Origin of the sequence: Streptomyces sp. NPDC091287 (assembly GCF_044768525.1) — a bacterium.
Lineage (GTDB): Bacteria > Actinomycetota > Actinomycetes > Streptomycetales > Streptomycetaceae > Streptomyces.
Genome location: NZ_JBIVUV010000007.1, coordinates 280979 through 298285 on the forward strand (window position 1 = coordinate 280979; position 17307 = coordinate 298285).

The window sequence follows — 17307 nt, forward strand, 5'->3', positions numbered from 1 at the left end:
GCGTCAGGGTTCTCCCCCTCCCCCTGGAGACACGCATGAGACGCACCCCTCGCCGGTTGCCGCGGCGCCCGCTCGCGGCGGCCGTGGCGGCAGCCGGGCTGCTGGGACTCCTCACCGCCACGCCACAAGCCGTTCCCGACCCGGCCACCGCACCCGTCGCGGCCTCGGCCTCCGCAGCGACCACGGCGACCGTCTTCTACTCCACGAAGACCCGGAACTGGTCGGCGTACTACCTGCATTACTCCACCGACGGCGGTTCCTGGACCGCCGCGCCCGGCACCCGGATGGAGGCCGCCTGCACCGACTGGGTCAAGCTGACGGTCCCCCTCGGGGGCGCGGGCGGACTGAAGGCGACCTTCACCGACGGCTCGGGCACCTGGGACAACAACGCGGGCAAGAACTACGACCTGGGCACCGGGAACATCACCGTCCAGGGCGGGGTCGTGGCGCACAGCGACCCGTGCGCGGACACGGGCCCCGAGGAGCCGGAGGAGCCCGAGGGGCCGAACTCGGCGTCGGTCTACTACGCGACCTCGACCGTCGGCTGGCCCACCGTCAATCTTCACTACCGACCGCACGGCGGAGCCTGGACGACCGTACCCGGCATCGGCATGGAAGCCGCCTGCACCGGCTGGGTGAAGCGCACGGTGGACCTGGGCAGCGCCACCGGCCTCCAGGCGACGTTCAACAACGGCAACGGGGTCTGGGACAACAACAACGGCAACGACTACACCCTGGCGACCGGGCTCACCACGGTGAAGGACCGCAAGGTGACCGCCGCGGCGAAGGACCCGTGCGCCGCCGAGGAACCGGACACCGAGGCGCCCACCGCGCCCACGGCGGTGAGGGCCGCCGCCGACGGGGTCGCGGTCGTGGTCACCTGGGAACCCGCCACGGACGACCGGGGAGTGACGAAGTATCAGGTCGTCCGGACCGGTGGCACGAAGGGCACGGTGGTCACCGACCCCACCTCGACCGTGTTCTCCGACACCGGTCTTGAGGCGAGGACCGTCTACCGCTACGGCGTCCGGGCCGTCGACGCCGCCGGGAACGTCTCGGCGGAATCCGCCCCCGCCTCCGCCACCACCGGCGACAGGCCAACCGCACCGCCGGCGGGCACACCGCTGGGCACTGATCCCCGCAAGGACCCGATCTACTTCGTGCTCACCGCCCGCTTCAACGACGGCGACAGCATGAACAACCGGGGCGGCAGCCAGCACGTGAAGTCCGGCAACGCCGCCAACGACGACCCCATGTTCCGGGGCGACTTCAAGGGGCTGGTGCAGAAGCTCGACTACGTCAAGGGGCTCGGCTTCTCCGCGATCTGGATCACCCCGGTCGTGCTCAACCGCTCGGACTACGACTACCACGGCTACCACGGCTACGACTTCTACAAGGTAGACCCGAGGCTGGAGTCCGCCGGGGCCTCGTACCAGGACCTCATCAACGCGGCGCACGCCAAGGGCATGAAGATCTACCAGGACGTGGTCCACAACCACTCCTCGCGCTGGGGCGCCAAGGGGCTGTTCACCCCGAAGGCCTACGGGGTGCGCGACGCCCAGTGGAGCTGGTACTACGACGAGAAGGACGACGCCTTCACGTACGACGGCCTCACCGTCGAGCCCAAGTCGGGGAAGTCGTACTACAACGGCGATCTGTGGTCCACGGCCGAACCGTCCGGCAACACCTGCCTCAACTGGGGCACCCCCACCGGACACACCTCGCCGGAGGGCTACCGGATCTACAACTGCCAGTGGCCGAGCCCCACTTCGGGCATGTTCCCGAAAGCCCTTTACCACAACTGCTGGATCGGCAACTGGGAGGGCGAGGACTCCCGCTCCTGCTGGCTGCACGACGACCTCGCCGACTTCAACACCGAGAACGCCCAGGTCCAGAACTATCTGATCGGCGCGTACAACAAGTACATCGACATGGGCGTCGACGGCTTCCGGCTCGACACGGCGGTGCATATCCCCCGCACCACCTGGAACCGCCGCTTCCTGCCCGCCATCCAGGAGCGCGTCACCGGGCAGTTCGGGGCCGAGGCGGCGAAGAACTTCTTCGTCTTCGGTGAGGTCGCCGCCTTCGTCAACGACAAGTGGAACCGAGGTTCGGTCAACCACTCGGCGCAGTTCTTCACCTGGAAGGAGCGCAAGGAGTACAGCGCGGACGACGAGAAGGCCGCCCTGGAGATGTACGACTACGAGCAGCAGCAGGGCACTGCGGCGCAGCCCGTCTCCGACAACGCCTTCCTCAAGGGCAACGCCTACCACACCCCCGACCGCAGCCGGTCCTCCGGGATGAACATCATCGACATGCGGATGCACATGAACTTCGGGGACGCGAACAACGCCTACCACAACGGCAAGGACTCCGACGACGCGACCAACGACGCCACGTACAACGTCGTCTACGTCGACAGCCACGACTACGGGCCCAACAAGAGCAGCGAGCGGTACGCCGGCGGCACGGACGCCTGGGCCGAGAACATGTCGCTGATGTGGACCTTCCGGGGCATCCCGACGCTCTACTACGGCTCCGAGATCGAGTTCCAGAAGGGGAAGAAGATCGACTGCGGGCCGACGTGCCCCCTGGCGACGACCGGGCGCGCCTACTTCGGGGACCACCTGGCCGGTGAGGTGACGGCCTCGGACTTCGGCAAGGTCTCGTCGGCCACCGGGAAGGTCGCGGACGCGCTGGCCGCACCGCTGGCACGGCATCTCCAGCGGCTCAACGAGATCCGGCGGGCGGTGCCCGCACTCCAGATGGGCCAGTACTCCACGGAGGGAATCAGCGGATCCATGGCGTACAAGCGGCGCTACACCGACGCGGCGAGCGGCACCGACAGCTTCGCCCTGGTGACGGTCTCCGGGAGCGCCACGTACACCGGCATTCCCAACGGCACGTACAAGGACGCCGTCACGGGTGACACGAAGGTCGTCACCGGAGGCACCCTCGCGGTCCCGGCCCCCGGGAAGGGCAACCTGCGCGTGTACGTCCTGGACCTCGGCGGGAAGAACGCCGCGCCGGGGAAGATCGGCGCGGCGGGCCCGTACCTCAAGTAGCGGGAGGGGTGCGGCCGGCGACCCGCCGCACCGTGCGGAGCAGGTACTCCTCGCGGTGCAGCGGGTCGTGGTCGGTGCGCGGGCGGTCCGGGGCCGGGCCGGTCACCGGGCGGTGGCCGGCGAAGGAGGACTCCAGCACGCCCTCGCCCCGGGTCGCCCCCGGAAGCAGCCGCTGGAGTTCATGGACGCGGGCCCGGGCGTGGGTGAAGCCAGCCGGGTCGTCGACGTACGCGCTCAGCAGTTCGTCGTCGTGCCGGGTGAGCAGGTCCGTGAGCGCACCGGTGAAGCCGGGATCGGCCCCGGTGAAGGGGATGCTCGTCGCGGACCGGGTGCCGAGCCCCCGGGCGGAGCCCATCGCGACGATGTCCGGGCAGAGCCGTTCGGTCATGCTCGCCAGCAGCGAGCCGTACCGTGCGCCGGGCCGGTCGGTCTTGTTGACGAACAGCAGGGTCGGGATGCGCAGTCGGCGCAGCGTGCGGAGCAGGACGCGGGTCTGCGCCTGGACGCCCTCCACCGAGGACACCACCAGGACGGCTCCGTCGAGCACGCCGAGGACCCGCTCCACCTCGGCGATGAAGTCCGGGTGGCCGGGGGTGTCGATCAGGTTGACCGTGGTGGCGCCGAGGGTGAAGGAGACGACGGCGGACTTGATGGTGATGCCGCGTCGGCGCTCCAGGGCGAGGGAGTCGGTCTGTGTGCTGCCGTCGTCGACGCTGCCGATGGTGTCGATGATTCCGGCGGTGTGGAGGAGCCGCTCGGTCAGGCTTGTCTTACCGGCGTCGACATGCGCCAGAATTCCCAGGTTCAACGTGTGCACGGAGCTTCATGTCCTTGAGAGAAAGGTCAGTTTCTGTCGGGAGGGACACGAAAGCTCGGCGCATGTCAGGGCTCCTGGGTCGTCGTACCGGCGGGCTGCCGGAGTAGATCAGGGGGCCGCCGGGGGCCGCAACCGGTTATCCGCGGCGCCGCAGGTGCGGGAAGCGCCACTCGGTGCGGCTGCGCAGGGTCTCACCGGGGCGCAGCACGGTGGTGGGGTGGCCGGGGCGGTTGGGCGAGTCCGGCAGGTGCTGGGTCTCCAGGCAGAGCGATCCGTGGCGGAGGTGGCGGCGGCCGGTGCCGTCGGTGAACGCGCCGTCGAGCTGGTTGGCGGTGTAGACCTGGAGGCCGGGTTCGGTGGTCCAGAGCTCCAGGGTGCGCCGGTCGCCGGGGGCGGTGAGGCGGGCGGCCCGGCGCAGGGTCCCGGGGGCGGCGGGGCGCAGGGCCCAGCAGTGGTCGAAGCCGCCGGCCAGGGCGAGTTGGGGGTGCGGCAGGGCGAGTTGTTCGCCCAGCCGCTGCGGGGCGGTGAGGTCGAAGGGGGTGCCGGCCACCGGGGCGGGCGGGCCTTCGGGGATGGAGCCGGGGTCGATGGGGAGATAGGCGTCGGCGTCGACCTGGAGGGTGTGGCCGAGGATGTCGTCGTCGCCGAGGTTGAGGTAGGAGTGGTTGGTGAGGTTGACGACGGTGGGCCGGTCGGTGACGGCCCGGTAGTCGACGGCGAGGGTCCCGGTGGTGTCCAGGGTGTAGGTGGCGGTGACGTCGAGCGCTCCGGGGAAGCCCATGTCGCCGTGGGGGCTGTGCAGGGTGAGCCGGAGGACGGCGGTGGTGTCGGTACGGTCCCCGGTGGCCTCCCAGACCTTGGTGTGGAAGCCGTCGGGGCCCCCGTGCAGGGCGTGGCCCCGGTCGTTGGCGGGGATGTGGTGCGTGGTCCCGTCGAGGGTGAAGCGGCCGTGGGCGATGCGGTTGGCGTACCGGCCGACGACGGCCCCGAAGTACGGGTTCTTGTCGGTGTAGTCGTCGAGCGCGGGCAGCGAGCGGACGACCGGGCCGGGGCTGCCCGCGGTGTCCGGCACGGTGAGGCTGTGCAGGACACCGCCGTAGGTGAGGATCTCGGCCCGGACGCCGGTTCCGGAGTCGAGGGTCCAGAGGTCGATCTCGCTCTGCCCGTGGGCGCGGCCGAACGGTTTGCGGTGCACGGTGGGCATGAGGAGTTCCTTGGGGGAAGCGCGGAAGGTGACCCCGCTGAGGTGTGTCGTCAACTTCCGCCTGTCGGGTGGCAGTTGACGACAGTCCCGAAGGGCCGCTAGCGGGGAGGCCCGGGAGCCTCGCGGGGCGTGGTGGATTCACGGACGACGAGCCGGTAGCCGGGGCGGGGCCGCCGGGGTTCGGCGACGGGGGTGCCCGCGAGGCGTTCGACGAGGCTGTCGACGGCGAGCCGGGCGATGGCCGCCTTGTCGGGCGCGATGGTGGTGAGGGTGGTGGCCCCGTACCTGCTCTCCTCGATGTCGTCGAAGCCGACGACGGCGATGTCGTCCGGGATGGCGAGGCCGCGCTCGGTGATGGTGCGCATGGCACCGGTCGCGATCATGTCGTTGTACGCGAACACGGCGTCGGGCCGCTGGCCCCGGTCGAGGAGGGAGGCCATCGCCGCCGCGCCGTCCTCGCGCCCGTAACCGTCGGTGACGACGACCAGGGACTCGTCGGGTTCGATGCCGGAGGCGGCCAGTTCCTCGCGCCAGCCGCGCAGCCGGAGGTGGGCGGGCTGGCGTTCCTGGCCGGTGCGGGAGCCGAGGAAGGCGATCCGGTGGTGGCCGAGGGCGACGAGGTGGGCGACGGCCTCGCGGGCGGCGGCCACGTTGTCGATGGCGATGTGGTCGTAGGGGGCCTCGTACTCGCGCTCGCCGAGCAGCACCAGCGGCGCGGTCTCGGTGCGGGCCATCAGGTCCTCGGTCTCCAGGTGGATGGGGCTGAGGATGAGGCCGTCGATGACGTGGGAGCGGAACCCCTGGCAGACCAGCAGCTCCTTCTCCCGCAGGCCCGCCGTGTGGTCGACCAGGACGGTGTAGTCGTGCCGGGCCGCCGCGTCGACGACCTCGCCGGCCAGCTCCGCGAAGTACGGGTTGCCGAATTCGGGGACGGCGAGGGCGATGATGCCGGTGCGGCCCTTGCGGAGGTGGCGGGCGGTGAGGTTCGGCCGGTAGCCGAGCTCGTCGATCGCCTGCTGGACCTTGGCCCGCATCTTCGGGGTGACGTGCTGGTAGTTGTTGACCACGTTCGACACGGTCTTGATGGACACGCCCGCCCGTTGAGCTACGTCCTTGAGGCTGACGCCCACGGCACTCCTTGTTGCTTGGTTCGACTCGGCCCGATCCGTACGGTTCAGGTGGTTCTCCGGCTGCGCGCGAGGTAACGCTGCGCCACCACGACAACGATAAGGAAGCCGCCGCTGACCACCGACTGGTACGAGGAGTTGAGCGAGCCGATCTGGTTGATGAGGTTCTGGATCACGGCGAGGAGCAGGACGCCCCAGAGGGTGCCGCTGATGGATCCCGCGCCGCCGATGAGGAGGGTGCCGCCGATGACGACGGCGGAGATCGCGTCGAGTTCCATGCCGACGCCGACGATGGTGACGCCGGAGGAGAGGCGGGCGGCGTTGAGCGCTCCGGCGAGTCCGGCGAGCAGTCCGCTGAGGGTGTAGACGAGGATCTTCGTCCGGGCGACGGGCAGGCCCATGAGGGTGGCCGCGTCGCTGCTGCCGCCGACGGCGAACAGGGTCTGTCCGAACGAGGTCCGTTGGAGCAGGAGTCCGCCCGCCCCGAAGAGAGCCAGGGCGATCAGGATCGGGTATCCAAAGCCCCAGACGCTGCCCTGGCCGAGCTCGGCGAAGGCGGAGTCCTTGGGCACCAGGTAGGTGGTGGCGCCCTCGTCGGTGAAGGCGAGCAGCATGCCGCGCGCCGCGAGGAGGGTGGCGAGCGTGACGATGAAGGGGGCCATGTTCGCGCGGGCGATGAGCAGCCCGTTGAGCAGCCCGATCGCGCCGCAGACCACCAGGGGTACGAGGAGGGCGGCGAAGAAGCCCCATTGCGAGGCCCAGGCGGCCAGCACGCCACCGAGGGCGAAGACGGAGCCGACGGAGAGGTCGATTCCGCCGGTGATGATGACCAGGGTCATGCCGAGCGCGACGATCGCGAGGAACGAGGCCTGGACGGTGACGCCCCGGGCGTTGTCGAGGCTCGCGAACGTCGGGTAGACGAACGAGGCGATGAGGATCACGGTCAGCAGGACCGCGAGGACGCCCTGGCGCTGGACGAGTTCGCCGATCCGGGAGCCGGTGGAGCGTCCGGGGCGGGGTTCGGGGCGCGAGGGGGCGCTCTTGAGCGGCGCCGGGGCCTCGGCCGCGGGCACGGTGGCCGGTGGGGTGTTGTTCATCGGGACCTACGCTCCCGGGCGACGTAGACGGCGGCGATGATGATGGCCGCCTGGGCGATCTGTGCGGTGGAGTCGGGCAGGTCGTGCTTGACGAGGGTCGCGCGCAGCAGCTGCATCAGCAGGGCGCCCGCGACGGTGCCGAGCACCCGGATGGAGCCGCCGTTCAGCGGGGTGCCGCCGACGACGACCGCCGTGATGGCGGACAGCTCCATGAGGGTGCCGAGCGAGGACGGGTCGCTGGCGGTGAGCCGGGCGGTGGCGAGGATGCCGGCGAGGGCGGCCGTCACCCCGCACAGGATGTAGACGCCGATCAGGACGCGCTTGACGGGCAGTCCGGAGAGCGCCGCGGCCGAGCGGTTGCCGCCGATGGCGACGATCTGGCGGCCGAAGGTGGTGCGCTGCACCAGGAAGGCGACGGCGAGCGCGAGGACGCCCGCGATGAGGACGACCGTCGGGATGCCGAGGAAGGAGCCGGTGCCCAGCGCGAGGATGTCGGGGTTGACGATCTGCTTGAGCTGGCCGTCCGCCATCACGAGGGCGAGCCCCCGGCCGCCGACGAACAGGGCGAGGGTCGCCACGATGGGTTGCAGCCCCACGAGCGAGACGAGCGTCCCGTTGACCGCGCCGACGACCGCTCCGGCGAGCAGCGCGATCAGCAGCGCGGGGACCAGCCCGTAGCCGAGGTAGAGCGGCAGCAGGGCGGCGGCGAGCGCCATGGTGGAGCCGACGGAGAGGTCGATGCCCTCGGTCCCGATGACCAGGGCCATACCGAGGGCGACGATCACGATGGGCGCGACCTGGACGAGCTGGGTGCGCAGGTTGTCGGCCGTCATGAAGTGCTCGGTGAACAGTGCGTTGAACAGCAGCACGACGGCGACGGCCGCGTACACCCCGTACTCCTGGTACCAGGCGGGGTCGCGCAGCCGGGCCAGTGGCTTCGCGGCGGGGCGTGGCAGGGTGGCCTGGGTGGTCATCGGGGGTCCTCCTGGGCGGCCGGGGCCTTCCCGCCGGAATCGGGCGTGTGGTCGGCGAGCACTGCGAGCAGGCGGCTCTCGTCCACCTCGTCGCCGGCGAGTTCACCGGCGACCGCGCCGCCGCGCAGGACGACGATGCGGTCGGCGCCCTCGATCAGCTCCTCGATGTCGGAGGAGATCAGCAGTACGGCGAGTCCCTCGCGGGCGAGTTCGTCGATGAGGGACTGCACCTCGGCCTTGGCGCCGACGTCGATGCCCCGGGTGGGCTCGTCGAGCAGCAGCACTTTGGGCTCCAGGCAGAGCCAGCGGGCGAGCAGCACCTTCTGCTGGTTGCCGCCGGAGAGTTCGCCGACCTTCTGCTCGGGGCTGGAGGCCTTGATCCGCAGCCGTTTCATGAAGATGTCGACGACGCGGTCCTGTCTGGCGCGGGAGACGATGCCGCCCCTGGAGAGCCGGGGCATGGCGGCGAGCACGATGTTCTCGCGGACGGAGAGGCCGGGGACGATGCCCTCGGCCTTGCGGTCCTCGGGGAGCATGCTGATGCCCGCGCGGATGGCCGCGGCCGGGGTGGGGCGGCCGAGGCGCTTGCCGTCGACGGTGATCTCCCCGCCGTCCAGGGGCAGCGCACCGGTCAGCGCCTTCGCGGTCTCGCTGCGCCCGGAGCCCAGCAGTCCGCCGAGTCCCAGCACCTCACCGGCGTACAACTCCACGGATATGTCGTGCAGTTGGTGGCGGCGGTCGAGGCCCTTGGCGGTGAGGACGGGGGTGCGGGCCGCGTCGTGTCCTTCGGCGGCGAAGCCGGTGAGGCCGTCGCGCCGGACCTCGGCCATGTCGCGGCCGAGCATCATCGACACCAGCTGCATGCGTTCCAGCGGGGCCAGTTCGCCGGTGTGGATGTGGCGGCCGTCGCGCAGGACGGTGACCCGGTCGCAGATGCGGTAGAGCTCGTCCATGCGGTGGCTGACGTAGAGGACGGCGATGCCCTGGCCGCGCAGGTTCTCGATGACCCGGAAGAGGGTCTCGACCTCGCGGGGCTCCAGCGACGAGGTGGGTTCGTCCATGATGACGACCTGGGCCCGTACGGAGACGGCGCGGGCGAGCGCGACCATCTGCTGGGTTCCGATGCCGAGCGTGTGCAGGGGCCGCTTGGGGTCGACGCGGACGCCGAAGCCGTCGAGGAGTTCGGTGGTCTCACGGTTCATCCGGGCGAAGTCGATGAGCCCGAGGCGGTTCTTCGGCTCCCGGCCCAGGAAGATGTTGCGCGCCACGCTCATCAGCGGGACGAGGTTCACCTCCTGGTAGATGGTGGAGATCCCGGCCTGCTGCGCCTCGAACGGGCGGGCGAAGCGGACCGGTTCGCCGCTGACGCGCACCTCGCCCTCGTCGCTCCGGTAGACGCCGGTGAGCACCTTGATGAGGGTGGACTTGCCGGCCCCGTTCTCGCCGACGAGCGCGTGGACCTCGCCCGCGCGCAGGGCGAAGGAGACGTCGTCCAGGGCGACGACGCCCGGGAACCGCTTGCTCACCGAGCGGGCTTCGAGGACGGGGTCCGCCACGGCGGCGGCACCGGCCCCGGGGGGCTCCGGGTGCTGGGGTGTCGCTGGGGTTGGTGCCATGAATCCTGGCCTTCCGGTGTTACGGGAATGAGACCGGGCCGCCGGGCGCCCGGGCCCTGATCGGCAAGACACCCCCCAGGGGTGCCGGGCGTCGCGGCGGCCGACGGCCGTCCGACGGGGTCAGTACGCTCCGCCGAGCGATTCCTTGGCGTTGGCCTCGTCGTACTCGCGGTCGGTGATGATCACGTTCTCGGGGATCTCCTCACCGGCGTAGAACTTCTGCGCGGTGGCGAAGGCGAGCGGGCCGAAGCGCGGGTTGGACTCGATGACGGCGTTGTACTCGCCGTTGACGAGGGCCTGGACGGCGTTGCGGGTGCCGTCGACGGAGACGATCTTGACGTCCTTGCCGGGCTTCTTGCCGGCGGCCTTCAGCGCGGTGACGGCTCCGAGGCCCATCTCGTCGTTCTCGGCGTAGACGGCGGTGATGTCGGGCTTGGACTGGATGAGCTGCTCCATGACCTGCTGGCCCTTGTCGCGGGCGAACTCGCCGGTCTGCTGGGCGACGATCTCCAGGCCGGGGGCCTCGGCCTTCACCTGGTCGACGAAGCCCTTGGTGCGGTCGGTGGTGACGTTGTTGCCGGACGCGCCGAGCAGGATGGCGACCTTGCCCTTGCCGCCGGTGACCTTGATCATCGCGTCGGCGGCGCGCTTGCCCTGCTCGACGAAGTCGGAGCCGAGGAAGGCCACGTAGTCCTTGCAGGCGGTGGAGTTGACCTTGCGGTCGATGGTGAGGACGGGGACCTTCTTGGCGGCCGCGGCCTTCAACGCGGGTTCCAGACCGTCGGAGTTGAGCGGGGCGACGATGAGGAACTGGGCGCCCTGGGACAGCATGTCCTGGATGTCGCTGATCTGCTTGGACAGCTGGGACTGGGCGTTGGTGGTGAGCAGCTTCTTGACGCCGATCTTCTTCGCCTCGTCCTTGATGGACTGGGTCTCGGCGATCCGGAAGGGGTTGGCCTCCTTCTCCGACTGGGAGAAGCCGACCACGGCGTCCTTGAGGTCCAGTTTCGGCGCGCCGTAGGTGGTCAGCTTGCAGCCCGAACCAGAGGTGGAATCGGGGGTCTTGGCCTCCTGCGCTCCCTGACTGCTGTCGCCGCCCGCGTTGCTGGAGGTCTCCGACTTGGCGCAGCCGGCGGCGGCCAGCGTGGTGGCGGCGAGGACGCAGGCCACGGCGAGGGTACGGGATCGACGCTGGATCATCATGCGCGGAACGCTCCTTGGCGGGTTGACGGCACGCTGATCGGCGTGCGGTCGGGCATGCGGGACGAGGCATCGGCTGCTCTGCGGCCGCTGCCGCCGCATTCCTCACACCCCTGCTCCGTCCTGCGGAAACAGTGGTCGTGAGAGCCTGCGCGGCCTGTCGGCGGCTCGGTTTACAACGTTATATATGCGGTGCGGCACGGGCGGCAAGAGCGTTGTCGATGCGTTCTCAAAATGTGTCGGCGCTCTGCCGGAGCCCGCCCCCGGCTCACAGCCCACCCGTCGGCAAAGGCTCTGCGCGAGACCTGGACACTCGCCCGACGCCGTGCTGTCATACCGCCGGACGCTCGATTTTCAACGTTGCAAGAACGGTTGCCGTCCAACCGCCCCGCCGCGCGACGGCGGCCTTCGGCGTGCGCCCGGCCGCCGCTGCCCCGCGCCCCGGTCCGTCCGGGCCCCACCACACGCCCGGCAGCGGCCTGTTCCCCGCTCCGCCGCACGTCAGCCGCACAGCGCACCGCCCAGCCCCGCCCCGCACGGCCACGGCGCCGTGCGGCCACCCCCACCGAGCCGGCCGCGGCACAGACGGCCGGGCCCGAGAGCAGGAGCCGCACCGATGCCCCTGAACCGCAGGCAGCTCATCACCTCCGCGGTGGCCACCGCCATCACCACCGGCGCGACGAGCCGGTGGGCGACCGCCGCGACCCCCGACCGCCACCGGGCCCCGGCCGCCCGGGGCGGCCACTACTCCCCCAACGCCGCCCCACTGCACCCCACCGCGTTCCTGAAGCTGCCGCCCGGCAGAGTGACCGCGCGCGGCTGGCTGGCCGGGCAGCTGAAGCTCCAACTGGAGGGGCTGTGCGGCCGGTACGAGGAGCTCTCGCACTTCCTCGACTTCACGGCCACCGGCTGGGTGCGCCCGGACCGGGGCGGCTGGGAGGAAGTCCCCTACTGGCTGCGCGGATACGCCGATCTCGCGATCGTCACCGGAGACGCGACCGCGCTGGCCACCACCCGCCGCTGGCTGGACGCGATCCTCGCCACCGGGCAGTCCGACGGCTTCTTCGGCCCGAAGGCGCTGCGCACCTCACTGAACGGTGGCCCCGACTTCTGGCCGTTCCTCCCGCTGATCCAGGCCCTGCGCTCCTGGCAGGAGTACAGCGGCGACACCCGGATCATCCCGTTCCTCAGCCGCTTCTTCCGTTACATGAACGCCCAGGGCCCGGGGGCCTTCGACACCAGCTGGATCGCGCTGCGCTGGGGCGACGGCCTGGACAGCGTCATGTGGCTCTACAACCGCACCGGCGACGCGTTCCTCCTGGACCTCGTCGACAAGATCCACCGGTACGGTGCCGACTGGGGCGACAACCTGGTCAATCCGCACAACGTCAACATCGCGCAGGGCTTCCGGGAGCCCGCCCAGTTCGCGCTGCGCAGCGGCTCGGCCACCGACACCCGTGACACCTACGGCACATACGCGAAGGCCATGGACGCGTACGGCCAGTTCCCCGGCGGCGGCTTCGCCGGCGACGAGAACGCCCGGCCGGGCCACGGCGACCCCCGCCAGGGCTTCGAAACCTGCGGCATCGTCGAGTTCATGGCCAGCCACCAGCTGCTCACCCGGATCACCGGGGACCCGTTGTGGGCGGACCGCTGCGAGGAGCTGGCGTTCAACTCGCTTCCGGCGTCGCTCGATCCGTCGGGCCGGGCGGTGCACTACATCACCTGCGCCAACAGCGTGGACCTGGACGACGCGCCCAAGCGGGACCGCCAGTTCCAGAACGGCTTCGCGATGCTGGCGTATCTGCCGGGCGTCGACCAGTACCGCTGCTGCCCGCACAACTACGGCATGGGCTGGCCGTACTTCACCGAGGAGCTGTGGCTCGCCACCCCGGACGGCGGGCTCGCGGCGGCGATGTACGCGCCGAGCGAGGTGACGGCGAAGGTCGCGGACGGCACCGAGGTGACGTTCACCGAGAAGACCGGCTACCCCTTCACCGACACGGTCACGCTCTCCCTCACCTCACCGAAGCCGCTGCGCTTCCCGCTGGTCCTGCGCGTCCCGGCCTGGTGCGCGGACCCGGACATCCGGGTCAACGGGCAGCGCGTCACCGCCCCCGCCGGGCCTGCCTTCACCCGGATCGAGCGGACCTGGTCGAACGGTGACGAGGTCACCCTGCGGCTGCCGCAGCGGACCGCCGTACGCACCTGGGCGGACAACCGCGGCTCGGTCAGCGTGGACCACGGGCCGCTCACGTACTCCCTGCGAATCGGGGAACGGTACGAACGGATCGGCGGCAGCGACACGTTCCCGGAGTACGCGGTCCACGCCACGACCCCCTGGAACTACGGCCTCGTCCTGGACACCGCCCACCCCGCCGCTTCCCTGCGCCACCACTCCACGGACCGGGCGCCCGGCGACAACCCGTTCACCCTGGAGGGCACCCCGCTCACCCTGACCGCCCGCGCCCGCCGCATCCCGGAGTGGACGGCGGACGACGAGCGGGTGGTCGCTCCGCTCCAGGCGAGTCCGGCGCGCTCGGCCGAGCCGGTCGAGGAGGTCACCCTGGTGCCGATGGGTGCGGCCAGGCTGCGGATCACGTCCTTCCCGACGGCCGCCCCGGACGCGGAACCGTGGCTGGCGGACCGCTGGTACCGGATCGCGAACCGGCACTCCGGCAAGGTGCTCGGCGTGGACGGCATGTCGACCGCGAACAGCGCCCACGTCGTGCAGTTCGGGGACACGGGGACGGCCGACCACCTCTGGCGGCTGGTGGCCAACGGGGACGGCTGGTACCGGATCCGCAACCGGCACTCCGGCAAGGTGCTGGGCGTCGACCTGATGTCCACCGCGAACAGCGCGCACGTCGTGCAGTTCGACGACAACGACACCGCCGACCACCTCTGGCAGCTCGTCCCGGACGGCGACGGCTGGTACCGCGTCCGCAACCGGAACTCCGCGAAGGTGCTGGGCGTGGACGGGATGTCCACGGCCGACAGCGCCCATGTCGTCCAGTACGACGACAACGGAACGGCCGACCACCTGTGGCGGCTCCTCTGACAGCCCTCCCTTCCCCGCACCGCTCCCCGCACCGCTCCGGCGCGGGGAGTCGTCCCCGTACGACCGTAGAAAGGGATGTTTCCGCATGCGACCAGCACCCGCACCCCGCCATCGCACCTGGTGGCGGAGGTTAACGGCCACCACCGGCCTCCTCGCCCTGGTGGCCACCGCCCTCGTGGGGACCGGCACCTCCCCTGCCGCCGCCGCGCCCGCCGCCGCCTGGGAGCCGAAGCCGGCGCCCATGACGACGCCGTGGACGAACCAGGTCCCGGTGGACAAGCCACTGCCGGAGTACCCGCGCCCGCAGCTGACCCGGCCGGACTGGACGAACCTCAACGGCATCTGGGACTTCGCGGTCACCGGCCGTGACGCCGGGCAGCCGGCCACGTTCCCGGAGCAGATCCGGGTCCCGTTCGTCGCCGAATCGGCGCTCTCCGGCATCCAGCGCCGGATCACCGAGAACGACAAGCTCTGGTACAAGCGGACCTTCACCGTTCCCGCGAACTGGGACGGCCGCCGGGTCAAGCTGCACTTCGGCGCCTCCGACTGGCAGACGACGGTCTGGGTCAACGGCACCCAGGTCGGCGCGCACAAGGGCGGCTTCGACTCGTTCGCGTACGACATCACCCCGCAGCTGAACGGGGGTACGAACACCGTCGTGGTCTCCGTGTACGACCCGAGCCAGACCGGCGGCCAGGCGGTCGGCAAGCAGCGGATCAACGACGTGAAGCCGCACCCGGGCGGCGGGATCTTCTACACCGCGGCCTCCGGCATCTGGCAGACGGTCTGGCTGGAACCGGTGGCCGCCGCCCACATCACCCGCCTCGACATGACGCCGAACCTGGGGAACAGCACCCTGAGGGTGAAGGTCCAGACGGCGGGTGCGGCGGGCAGGAGCGCCCGGATCACCGTCTCCAGCGGCGGTACGGCGGTGGGCACGGCGACCGGCACGGTGGGCGGGGAGATCTCCGTACCCGTTCCGAATCCGCGGCTGTGGACCCCCGAGGATCCGTTCCTGTACGACGTGAGGGCGGACCTGCTCGACGGGTCGGCCGTCACCGACACCGTGGGCAGCTACACCGGCATGCGGTCCGTGGGGATCGCGAAGGTCGACAACATCCTGCGGCCGGTGCTCAACGGGAAGTTCGTGTTCCAGACCGGCACCCTGGACCAGGGGTACTGGCCGGACGGCATCTACACCGCGCCGAGCGACGAGGCGCTGAAGTACGACCTCCAGGCGCACAAGGACCTCGGCTTCAACATGGTCCGCAAGCACATCAAGGTGGAGCCGCAGCGGTGGTTCTACTGGGCGGACAAGCTGGGTCTGCTGGTGTGGCAGGACATGCCGTCGATGGACACCGGCAAGGTGCCGGACGGGCCCGCGCGCACCCAGTGGGAGGCGGAGTACCGCACCATCATCGACCAGCACCGCAGCTCACCTTCGGTGGTGATGTGGGTCAACCAGAACGAGGGCTGGGGGCAGTACGACCAGGCCCGGATCGCCGACGAGGTCAAGGCCCAGGACCCCTCGCGCCTGGTCAACAACATGAGCGGGGTCAACTGCTGCGGCTCGGTCGACGGCGGCAACGGCGACGTGGTCGACAACCACATCTACGTCGGCCCCGGCAACACCGCGCCGAGCGCCACCCGGGCCGCCGTGCTGGGCGAGTTCGGCGGGCTCGGCTACAAGGTGCCCGGTCACGAGTGGTATCCGGGCGGCGGCTTCAGCTACGAGGACCAGCCGAGCATCGCGGCTCTCAACAACCGCTTCGTGGGCCTCCTCGACGCCATCCGCGTCGGCCAACTGCCCGCCGGGCTCTCCGCGTCGGTCTACACGGAGATCACGGACGTCGAGAACGAGGCGAACGGACTGCTGACCTACGACCGCCAGGTGGTCAAGGTCGACACCGCCCGGGTCAAGGCCGCCAACCAGGCCCTGATCCAGGCGTCCCGGAACCCCGCTCCCCCGGTGAACCTCCCCACCGGGCAGAACAGGTCGCTGCGGGTCACCACGCCCGGGCACACGACGAAGCACCTGCGGCACTACGACGGGCTGGCCTTCACCGAGGTGGTGAACAGCGGGAGTCCGGCCGTGCTGAAGGCGGACGCCACCTGGAAGATCGTCCCCGGGCTCGCCAACGGCAACTGCTACTCCTTCGAGTCCCGGAACTACCCCGGCGAGTTCCTCCGCCACCGGGAGTTCCGGGTGCGGCGCGACGCCAACGACAACTCCGCGCTGTTCAAGGCGGATGCCACCTGGTGCGCGGTCGCGGGCAACGGCGGGGTGCGGTTCACCAGCGCCAATCTGCCCGGCAGCTATCTGCGCCACATCGACTCCGAGGTGTGGCTCGCCACTCCCGGCGGCGGGCGGGCCTTCGACAGTCCGGCCTCCTTCGCCGAGGACACCACCTGGGCGGTGGACGCGCCCTGGGCCCCGTGATCCCCGGGGGCCGATGGCGATGAGCGGATGAACGACCGGCCGGCCCGGCCGCGACGGAGAGAGTCTTCCGTCGCGGCCGGGCCGACTGTGTGCGGGTGGAGGGAGAGAGCCGGCTGTGTGCGGGGGGAGAAAGATGTGCGCCCGGAGTCAGAAGCGGTCAGGGGCGCGGTCCGGGAGCGGAGACCCGGGGAGCGCGTCTTCCTTCCGGTTCTGCCGCGCCCGCTCGTTCGACTCGGCGGTCGCCCGGCAGGTCACGTCCTTGGCCGGGAGACTGCCCGTGAGCAGGTAGCGGTTGACCGCACCGTCCGCGCACGCGTTGCCGCTGGGATAGACGCCGTGGCCCTCGCCGCCGAGGACGGTGACCATCTTCGACCCGCGCATCTGTGCGTGCAGGGCCTGGCCGCTGGGCAGCGGCGTCTGCGAGTCCCTTGATCGTGGCGCACCGGAACTCGGCGGGCGCGGCGGCCTCGCACCGCTTCCAGCGCGGCTTCTGCTTCGCGTAACGGTCCAGCGCGCCCTTGCCGGCGGACGGGGACGCGCTGGACGGGAAGGACGCCGCCGGGGAGGCGGCCGGAGCGGCGGTGGCCGTGGAGGTGACCAGCGCGGGGGCAAGCGTTGCCGTGATGCTTACCGCTAACAGGGGCACGAGACGTCGGCTGGTGCGTACGATATCGATCCTTCCGGTCACATGTTCGGACAGGGAGGA

At 70.7% G+C, this 17307-nt stretch carries 9 protein-coding genes and 2 pseudogenes; 3 read left to right on the forward strand and 8 right to left on the reverse strand.

The features are described from left to right. The first annotated feature begins 35 nt into the window (after positions 1-35). Positions 36-3065, forward strand: coding sequence for a carbohydrate binding domain-containing protein (locus ACIQRW_RS14375; protein WP_403759083.1), 3030 nt, complete (start codon positions 36-38; stop codon positions 3063-3065). Positions 3066-3258: 193 nt separating this feature from the next. Here the strand turns inward: ACIQRW_RS14375 and ACIQRW_RS14380 are convergent. From ACIQRW_RS14380 to ACIQRW_RS14410, 7 genes and pseudogenes are all read right to left on the reverse strand, one after another. Further along, positions 3259-3882: pseudogene (locus ACIQRW_RS14380) on the reverse strand (GTP-binding protein); the annotation flags it as partial. 136 nt (positions 3883-4018) lie between these two features. Further along, entirely contained in the window at positions 4019-5086 is a 1068-nt protein-coding gene (locus tag ACIQRW_RS14385; RefSeq protein WP_403759086.1) for an aldose epimerase family protein, read from the reverse strand. Positions 5087-5184: 98 nt separating this feature from the next. After that, positions 5185-6216 (reverse strand): LacI family DNA-binding transcriptional regulator, encoded by a 1032-nt coding sequence (locus ACIQRW_RS14390; protein WP_403759089.1) that lies wholly within the window; start codon positions 6214-6216, stop codon positions 5185-5187. A 44-nt stretch (positions 6217-6260) separates the two neighbouring features. Continuing rightward, on the reverse strand, positions 6261-7310 hold the full coding sequence (locus tag ACIQRW_RS14395) for an ABC transporter permease (protein WP_403759091.1): 1050 nt from the start codon (positions 7308-7310) through the stop codon (positions 6261-6263). After that, positions 7307-8284: an ABC transporter permease gene (locus tag ACIQRW_RS14400; protein ID WP_403759094.1), complete on the reverse strand. Its 978-nt coding sequence runs from the start codon at positions 8282-8284 to the stop codon at positions 7307-7309. The genes ACIQRW_RS14395 and ACIQRW_RS14400 overlap by 4 nt, the downstream gene beginning before the upstream one ends. Continuing rightward, positions 8281-9900 (reverse strand): sugar ABC transporter ATP-binding protein, encoded by a 1620-nt coding sequence (locus ACIQRW_RS14405; RefSeq protein WP_403759097.1) that lies wholly within the window; start codon positions 9898-9900, stop codon positions 8281-8283. Before ACIQRW_RS14405 ends, ACIQRW_RS14400 begins: the two co-directional genes overlap by 4 nt. A gap of 120 nt (positions 9901-10020) precedes the next feature. Beyond that, positions 10021-11103 carry an ABC transporter substrate-binding protein gene (locus tag ACIQRW_RS14410; protein ID WP_403759100.1) on the reverse strand — a complete coding sequence of 361 codons (1083 nt, stop codon included), beginning with the start codon at positions 11101-11103 and terminating at the stop codon, positions 10021-10023. Between the two features lie 613 nt (positions 11104-11716). On the opposite strand from ACIQRW_RS14410, the gene ACIQRW_RS14415 reads away from it, so the two are divergent. Then, positions 11717-14161: an RICIN domain-containing protein gene (locus tag ACIQRW_RS14415; protein WP_403759103.1), complete on the forward strand. Its 2445-nt coding sequence runs from the start codon at positions 11717-11719 to the stop codon at positions 14159-14161. A gap of 85 nt (positions 14162-14246) precedes the next feature. Beyond that, complete coding sequence (locus ACIQRW_RS14420) at positions 14247-16601, forward strand: AbfB domain-containing protein (RefSeq protein WP_403759106.1); 2355 nt, start codon at positions 14247-14249, stop codon at positions 16599-16601. 147 nt (positions 16602-16748) lie between these two features. Here the strand turns inward: ACIQRW_RS14420 and ACIQRW_RS14425 are convergent. Further along, a pseudogene (locus ACIQRW_RS14425) lies at positions 16749-17027 on the reverse strand (alpha/beta hydrolase); the annotation flags it as partial. Positions 17028-17307 lie beyond the last annotated feature (280 nt).

What these genes read in the sequence shown, in the direction of transcription:
- ACIQRW_RS14385 (WP_403759086.1), bottom strand. Translation starts at nt 5,086, where the DNA reads ATGCCCACCGTGCACCGCAAACCGTTCGGCCGCGCCCACGGGCAGAGC.
- ACIQRW_RS14420 (WP_403759106.1), top strand. Translation starts at nt 14,247, where the DNA reads ATGCGACCAGCACCCGCACCCCGCCATCGCACCTGGTGGCGGAGGTTA.
- ACIQRW_RS14405 (WP_403759097.1), bottom strand. Translation starts at nt 9,900, where the DNA reads ATGGCACCAACCCCAGCGACACCCCAGCACCCGGAGCCCCCCGGGGCC.
- ACIQRW_RS14410 (WP_403759100.1), bottom strand. Translation starts at nt 11,103, where the DNA reads ATGATGATCCAGCGTCGATCCCGTACCCTCGCCGTGGCCTGCGTCCTC.
- ACIQRW_RS14375 (WP_403759083.1), top strand. Translation starts at nt 36, where the DNA reads ATGAGACGCACCCCTCGCCGGTTGCCGCGGCGCCCGCTCGCGGCGGCC.
- ACIQRW_RS14395 (WP_403759091.1), bottom strand. Translation starts at nt 7,310, where the DNA reads ATGAACAACACCCCACCGGCCACCGTGCCCGCGGCCGAGGCCCCGGCG.
- ACIQRW_RS14400 (WP_403759094.1), bottom strand. Translation starts at nt 8,284, where the DNA reads ATGACCACCCAGGCCACCCTGCCACGCCCCGCCGCGAAGCCACTGGCC.
- ACIQRW_RS14415 (WP_403759103.1), top strand. Translation starts at nt 11,717, where the DNA reads ATGCCCCTGAACCGCAGGCAGCTCATCACCTCCGCGGTGGCCACCGCC.